4 protein-coding genes are annotated in these 7,659 nt (G+C 66.2%); 1 reads left to right on the forward strand and 3 read right to left on the reverse strand.

What is annotated here, in order from left to right; genetic code table 11:
- Window positions 1-221: 221 nt before the first annotated feature.
- Window positions 222-2,327, reverse strand: coding sequence for a phosphoglycerol transferase I (locus GIW57_RS01460; protein ID WP_100462147.1), 2,106 nt, complete (start codon window positions 2,325-2,327; stop codon window positions 222-224).
- Window positions 2,328-2,598: 271 nt separating this feature from the next.
- Window positions 2,599-4,290 carry an AarF/UbiB family protein gene (locus tag GIW57_RS01465; RefSeq protein WP_100462148.1) on the reverse strand — a complete coding sequence of 564 codons (1,692 nt, stop codon included), beginning with the start codon at window positions 4,288-4,290 and terminating at the stop codon, window positions 2,599-2,601.
- A gap of 185 nt (window positions 4,291-4,475) precedes the next feature.
- On the opposite strand from GIW57_RS01465, the gene GIW57_RS01470 reads away from it, so the two are divergent.
- On the forward strand, window positions 4,476-5,402 hold the full coding sequence (locus GIW57_RS01470; RefSeq protein WP_099819718.1) for a DUF808 domain-containing protein: 927 nt from the start codon (window positions 4,476-4,478) through the stop codon (window positions 5,400-5,402).
- A 714-nt stretch (window positions 5,403-6,116) separates the two neighbouring features.
- Here GIW57_RS01470 and GIW57_RS01475 read toward each other — a convergent pair.
- Window positions 6,117-7,655, reverse strand: a complete 1,539-nt coding sequence (locus tag GIW57_RS01475) for a diguanylate cyclase (protein ID WP_329605736.1) — start codon at window positions 7,653-7,655, stop codon at window positions 6,117-6,119.
- Window positions 7,656-7,659: the final 4 nt, after the last annotated feature.

Raw genomic sequence — 7,659 nt, forward strand, 5'->3', positions numbered from 1 at the left:
ATGACATTCCGACAGATCGCGGAAATCTGTCGAAGGCGGGGTGGGTCCGGTTGCGGGGGTGTCCGCGGCATGGATGCCGCGGCCAAGCCTCCATGGACGGATTCACGGCGTCCCCCGCAACCGGACCCACCCCGCCATCCCACAGGAAACCCGCTTTTGCTTCGGCTGTTGCCGTTGCTTCGGCTTCGGCAGGTGCAGGGCGCAGCCCTGCCGAAACCCCTTTATCCCCGCGGTCGCCCGCGCGAGGGCACCAGTGCGAACGTATCCACTGCCAGTTTCTCGGCGTGGTTCAACCACGCGCGGATTTCCAGATCGTCCACTTCGTGGTCAAGACCGAACGACACGTTGATCTTGCCGTCGGCATCGGGCTGCACCCACTGCTGGGCCAGCACCACCTTGCGCTGCGAGGACACCGCTTCGATCCAGAAACCGCGATCCGGGCGCGTACTCGCCACCAGCTGCAGCATGTACTGGCCCGCGCGGGTGCGGCGGCCCTTCTGGGTGATCATGTGTGCCTGGCGCACGCTGGGGCGGGGGCCCTGGAACGCATCCAGAGGTGCATCCACGTCGATGCCGTTGCGCAGCTGGCCATCGCGGTACAGCTTGATGCCGTTGTCGCGGTTCACCAGCAGCGCGCACCAGTCGCCGTCGGCCGAGCCATCCTCGAACGCGGTGCAGCGATCGACGTAGGCGAGTGTGTTGTCCGGGTCGGCGTCGTCGAACTGGCGCGAGGTGTTTTCCAGGTACACCGATTTCAGGTCCCAGTCCTTGTCGTACTCCAGCAGCACCGGAGGCTGCACGTGCTGCAGGCCGACCACGACCTGGTCATCGCCGTCGATCTTCAGCTGCCGGGTCGGTTCACCCAGCCACAGCGAGCGTGCGAAGGCGAGGTACTGCGGATAGTCGCGGCCGCCATCGCGGCGCGCGGCGGCGCTGGCACTCGGCGCGCGCTTGTCGTCCAGCAGCGAACGGCCAAAGCCCATCGTCTGCAGGTTCGGATCGAGCAGGTTGAGCAGGGTGGCACCGGAATCCAGCGTCGAGCCGTCTTCGGCGGCCAGCTGGCGCGGGGCCACGCCGTCACCGAGGAACAGCAGCAGGTTCTCGCGCTTCTGCCTGGTCAGGATATGGCTGAGGTCATTGGGCATGGCCAGGTGATCTGAAGCGATCACGATCAGCGTGTCCTTGCCATACGGGCTGGCCTGGATACGCTCGACCAGCTGCGAGATCAGGCGGTCGGTGCACTTCAGCGCATTGAGCATGCCGATGTTGCCGTGCTGGCTCTGGTAACGCGTGCCTTTGCAGGCCACCGGCAGATGCCCGGCCGGGTGGTGCGTGTCCATGGTCAGCGTGGTCAGCATGAACGGTACGTCCTGCCGCGACAGCTGCTCGAAGCGCTGGTAGGCAGTGTCCAGCAGCACGTCGTCATGCACGCCCCATGCCGAGTAGTGGATGCGGCCGATCTTCTTCTGCTGCTTGAACCACGCCAGGTCATGTACTTCGTCGAAGCCATGGCTGGCCAGGAACTGGCCCTTGCCGGCGAACTGGCCGTTGGCGCCGCCCAGGTAATGGTTGGTGTAGCCCTGCTGCTTCAGGTAGTCGCCCAGGCACACGGCCTTGGGCAGGAAGCTGCCCATGCGGTCCATGCTGTTCTCATCACCCTGCGAGGTGGTCAGCGGCACGCCGCACATCGACGACACCAAGCCGGCGATGGTCCAGCCGCCGCCTTCGGCCGAGGCCAGCCCGCGTACATCCAGCGACTTGGCCGCCAAACGGTTGAGATTGGGCATCAGGCCAGGAAACACGGCCTCATCCAGATAGGTGCGCTCCAGGCTCTCGCCGTAGATCCAGACGATGTTGCGTGGGCGCTGCAGAGCCTGCGTAGGCACCTGGTATTCGGGGGCGATACGGGCGAAATCCACCGGGCGCAGCTGCTGGTACAGGCGTTGGCCATCGCGCGCCAGCGGGCTGATCATGATCGTGGCCACCCACAGCGCGGCGAAACCGGCAAACCACGCACCACCGGCCGTGGGGCGGCGCCAACGCTTCACCCGCGTAGCGAACAGCGGCAGCAGCGAAACGGCAGCCAGCACGATGAAGCCGGCGATATAGCCCTTGAAGTCGGCGACACCGGCGCCCTCCATGTCCGCACCCAGGTGATACAGGGTAGCGGCGTTGAGTCCGTCACCGGACAGCTTGTCGATCAGCCACCAGGCACTGAGCGCCAGCAGCAACAGCGAGAACAAGCCGGCTTTCCACCACACCCACTTTGCGGACGCGAGGAACAACCAGGACAGCAGCAACAGCGACAGCAGCAGAATCCAGAGCATAGGCAGCTTCGGCAGTGACGGGGTGGCGATGGACGTCGTACCGACGCGTGTCCATCCGACCGGCGCTGCTGCAAGCACATCTGCATGACAGGCCGATGACCCGATAGTGCATGCACGAACCTGACTGAAATGTTTGTTGAAATCGTGCGCGCGATATCACGCCGCTAACGTAAGTCGAGCGTGAAAACTCACGCTAGATTGCATTAAAAACCGCATGAATACGCTGTTTGCGTAGATCCGCGCGACACGTGGATACAACCACGCATCACCACTACCGGTGCCCGCGTTCTTCGCGCGAACGCGCACGCCGATCGAACAACAAGGCGCTGGTCACGATGCCCAGCCCAAGCACCACGCCGATCAACAACAGCACCAGTGCGATGGCGGGATAGCCGAACACATGCCAGCCCGTGTCGATCTTCATCATCATCGCCGCGGCCATGATCAACGCCGCGCTGATGATGCCGGCCGCCACGCGGTTGGCGATCTTCTGCAGGTTTTCCATCAGCCGCGATTCTTCAAGCCCGGTCACCTTCATCTGCAGGCGGTTCTCGGCCAGCAGCGCCATGATGTCCGACAGCTTGCGCGGCCCGTCGCGCAACAATTGCTGCACCTCCATCGCTTCGCTGGCCAGGTTGGCGGCCGACAGGGATTTCTTCAGGCGCGCGCGCATCACGTGCTGCAGTTGCCGCTCGACGATGCGGCGCGTATCCAGGTCCGGCGCCAGCAGCCTGCATACGGTCTCAAGGTTCAGCAGTGCTTTGCCGAGCAGGCTCAGCTCCGGCGGCGTACGCAATCCGGACGAAGTGGCGATGCGCACCATGTCCAGTACCACGCGCCCTTCGGAGAAATTCGCGCTGGCTGCGTAGCGTGCGATCAGCTGGCCGGTCTCGCGCAGGTAACGCTCCTCGTCGAACGCCTCCAGCCGGGTGCTGATGCTGATCAGGTCATCGGCCACTTCCTCGCCGCGGCCATCGACGGCGGCGAACAGGATCTTCAGCAGTCGCTCGCGCAGCCGCGGCGGCATGTGCGCGACCATGCCCAGATCGAAGATCGCCAGGCGCCCATCGGGCAGTACCCGCAGATTGCCCGGGTGCGGATCGGCATGGATCTCGCCGTGCACGAAGATCTGGTCCAGATAGCCGCGGATCAGCGCCGCCGCCAGCGGGTCCATCGCCTGTTCGGTACGGCGCACATCGGGAATGGCATCCACGCGTACGCCGCTGGCCAGTTCCATGGTCAGCACGCGATGACTGCAGTAATCCCACAGCGGCTGCGGAATCCACAGGCGCCGGAACGGCTTCAGATGGCGACCGAAGCGCGACAGGTTCTCGGCCTCGGCGTGGTAGTCCAGCTCCTGCATCAGGGTCTTGGAGAACTCGTTGAGCCAGTCGCGCAGGCGCACGCGGCGGCCGATCTGGGTCAGGTGGTCGGCGGCCAGGGCGAAGCTGCGCAGCACCTCCAGATCCGAACGCAGCTGCGCGGCCACTTCCGGCTTCTGCACTTTCACCGCCACCTCGCGGCCGTCATGCAGCACCGCGCGATGCACCTGGGCGATGGACGCACAGCCCAGCGGCTGCGGATCGAATGCGGCGAACAGCTTGTTCACCGGCGCGCCCAGCTCCTGCTCGACGATGGCGTGGATGCGTTCGACGGGGATCTCGGCGACCTTTTCCTGCATCCGCTCCAGCGCGGTGGCGAACTCCACCGGCACCATGTCCGGGCGGGTGGACAGCATCTGCCCGAGCTTGACGAAGGTCGGCCCCAGCGCTTCCAGGTCACTGACGAACTGCTCGGGGTTGCCGTCGGGCGGCACATCGGTGTGGCTGCCGGCAGCATCCAGATTCATGCCCGAGAACACGCCGGAATGGCGGTAGCGCATCAACAGGCGCAGGATCTGGCTGCGCCGGTTCATGCCACGAATGAGCGGGGGATTGCCTGCGGCGGTGGGCGGCTTGCTCAAACAGAACTCCTCGAAAGCGACGCCCCGGCGGCCGTGATCTGGCGGCCGGGTAGCGCCGGGCCATGCCCGGCGGGATCGGAATACGCTGCCAGTGTCCCTGCGCCGCGGTAGGCGCGCGGTGAACCCGCTACCGCAGGCGGCGCAGGATCGGTCAGAATCCGCTCATTCCCTTTACTGGATTCCCCATGGCCGGTGCCAGCCTGTTTGCCCTGCTCGACGATATCGCCTCCCTGCTCGACGACGTCTCGGTGCTGACCAAGGTCGCCGCCAAGAAGACCGCCGGCGTGCTGGGCGACGACCTGGCGCTGAACGCGCAGCAGGTGACCGGCGTCAACGCCAACCGCGAACTGCCGGTGGTGTGGGCGGTGGCCAAGGGTTCGCTGGTGAACAAGGTGATCCTGGTGCCGGCGGCGCTGGCGATCAGCGCGCTGGAAGCCTGGCTGCACAGCCGCGGCTGGAACGTGCCGCTGATCGTGCCGCTGATGATGATCGGCGGTGCCTTCCTGTGCTTCGAGGGCGTGGAGAAGCTGGCGCACCGTTTCCTGCATTCAGCCGACGAGGACGCCGAGCACCAGGCCGAGCGGCGCAAGGCGCTGGCCGACGCGCAGGTGGACATGGTCGCGTGGGAGAAGGACAAGGTGAAGGGCGCGATCCGCACCGACTTCATCCTCTCGGCCGAAATCATCGTGCTGTCGCTGGGTGTGGTCGCCACGGCGTCGTTCATCAACCAGGTCAGCACCCTGGTGGTGATCGCGCTGGCGATGACCGTGTTCGTCTATGGGCTGGTCGCCGGCATCGTCAAGCTTGATGACCTGGGCCTGTACCTGTCGCGCAAGGGCGCGGCGCTGGCGGCAGTCGGCCGCGGCCTGCTGGTGTCGGCGCCTTGGCTGATGAAGTTCCTGTCGGTGGCCGGAACCGCGGCGATGTTCCTGGTCGGCGGCGGCATCCTGGTGCACAACGTGCCGGCGCTGCACCACGCGGTGCAGGCGCTGGGCGGTGAAGGCCAGTGGGGCTGGCTGGTCAACGCGCTGGGCAACATGGTGGTCGGCATCATTGCCGGTGCGATCGTGCTGGCGGTGGTGACCGGCGTGCAGAAGCTGCGCGGAAAGTAGCGCGAGCCCCTTGCCCGGTAGGGGCCGACCCTGGTCGGCGGCTTGTTTGCCGCGCGTGCCAACCAAGGTTGGCACCTACCCGAGCGGTTTCCGACGTCTTTCCCGGTAGAGGCCGACCTTGGTCGGCGGTTTGTTTGCTGCGCGTGCCAACCAAGGTTGGCACCTACCAAGAGGTTTCCGGCGCCTTGTCCGGTAGGGGCCGACCTTGGTCGGCGGTTTGTTTGCTGCGCGTGCCAACCAAGGTTGGCACCTACCAAGCGGTTTCCGGCACCTTGCCCGGTAGAGGCCGCCCCTGGTCGGCGGTTTGATCGCCGCGCGTGCCAACCAAGGTTGGCACCTACCAAGCGGTTTCCGATGCCCAGCCCGGGAGAGGCCGACCTTGGTCGGCGGGTTGTTTGCCGCGCGTGCCAACCAAGGTTGGCACCTACCAAGCGGTTTCCGGTGCCTTGCCCGGTAGGGGCCGACCTTGGTCGGCGGGTTGTTTGCTGCGTGCCAACCAAGGTTGGCACCTACCCGAGCGGTTTCCGACGTCTTTCCCGGTAGAGGCCGACCTTGGTCGGCGGTTTGTTTGCTGCGCGTGCCAACCAAGGTTGGCACCTACCAAGCGGTTTCCGGTGCCTTGCCCGGTAGGGGCCGACCCTGGTCGGCGGCTTGTTTGCTGCGCGCGCCAACCAAGGTTGGCACCTACCAAGCGGTTTCCTGTGTGCCGGGGAACTATCCCGCGTGCACCCGGTTCTTGCCTTCGCGCTTGGCCACATACAGGGCGTCATCGGCGCGTCGCAGCATCGAATCCGCGTCGTCGCCCGGCTGCCATTGCGAAAGCCCGGCACTGAAATGCACCGGTACCCGCCGGTCCTGCACGGTCAGCACGCGATGCGCCAGTGAACGCTGCAAGCGCTGCACCGTGGCCATGCTGTCCGCGCCGGGGGTTTCGGGAAGGACCAGCACGAACTCGTCGCCGCCCAGCCGGGCGATGCCATCGGTAGCACGCAGCAGCAGGCGGCACACCGACACCAGGTGCTGCAGCAGCGCGTCGCCGCCGGCGTGGCCGTGTTCGTCGTTGGTCTGGTGGAAATCATCCAGATCGATCACCGCCAGCCCCAACGGCGAGTTGTTGCGTGCGGCGCGGGCCAGTTCGCGTTGCAGCAGTTCATCCAGACCACGCCGGTTCAGGGCCTGGGTCAGCGGATCGATGCGAGCCAGATCGCCGGCCGCGCGCAGATCCTGTTCCAGCTGGTTGATGCGCTGTTCGGCGCGTTCCACCTCCTGCCGTGCGCTGGCCAGGTGATCACGTGCCTGCGCCGCCTGCTGCTGCACTTTGCCTGTGTCCTGCATCACTTCCTGCAGCAGGTGGTTGAGGTCGGCGATGCTGCGCGCCTCGCGCAACTGCAACGCGTAGCTGCCGATGCGGTCGTGGTATTCACCGGTACTGGCAGCCATGCCGTCCATGCGCTCGATGAACTCGCCCATCAAGCTACGCATGGCCGCTTTCGAATCGTCGATTCCCTGCCGCAGCAGGCCCTGCTTGTAGATCACTTCGCGCAGCTCGGCGCGGGTGCGCTCGACCGACTCGGCCTCCAGCGGCCCGGCCAGCAACTGGCGCACGGCTGCGATCTGGCCCTGCAGCCAACTGCGGTCATCCAGCAGCTCGCTGACGTTCTCCAGCAGCAGTGCGAACAACTCCAGCAGCAGTGCCTGCTGTTCCTGCCAGCTCTCGGCGCGCACGCCGATCTGGTGACCCAACTCGCGCGCACCTTGTTCGATCGGCTCCAGTGCCGCGCCCGGTTGCCATTGGCGCAGGCGTACGGCCAACGCCTGCGCCTGCTCGCGCAGATCAGGATCGTGCTGCAGCAGCGCCACCACCGCGCCGCCCAGCAGCAACCGCAGCTGTTCGGACAGGCGCAGGCTGTCGGGCTGGCCATCGGGCGAATGCTGGTCGATGGTGCGGATGTACTTGTCGATCAGCTGCCGCATCGCCCGGCCATAGCGCGGCCAATCGGCACTGGCCTGCGCCGACTGCAGGCGATCGCCCATGTCGCCCAGCTCGCCGGGCAGGGTGGCCATGCCATTGGCGAAGGCGGCCAGCAGCGGCTCGGGTGCATCGGCTCCGGCGAACAGCTGCTGCAATGCCACGCTGTTCCCACCCTGCAGCACCACCCGGTCGCCGCGCCCGTCGTCGACAACCGCGCGCACGCGCGCCGGCGGTCCGATGGCGGTGCCGGGGGCAGGGCGGGGGTCGGGCTGGTCCGTCATGGAA

It is taken from the genome of Stenotrophomonas sp. PA-6-5C (genome assembly GCF_021605635.1).
Lineage (GTDB): Bacteria > Pseudomonadota > Gammaproteobacteria > Xanthomonadales > Xanthomonadaceae > Stenotrophomonas > Stenotrophomonas lactitubi.

Bases quoted from the DNA above. Each gene is read 5' to 3' on its own strand.
- GIW57_RS01460 (WP_100462147.1), bottom strand. From the start codon at position 2,327: ATGCTCTGGATTCTGCTGCTGTCGCTGTTGCTGCTGTCCTGGTTGTTC.
- GIW57_RS01470 (WP_099819718.1), top strand. From the start codon at position 4,476: ATGGCCGGTGCCAGCCTGTTTGCCCTGCTCGACGATATCGCCTCCCTG.
- GIW57_RS01475 (WP_329605736.1), bottom strand. From the start codon at position 7,655: ATGACGGACCAGCCCGACCCCCGCCCTGCCCCCGGCACCGCCATCGGA.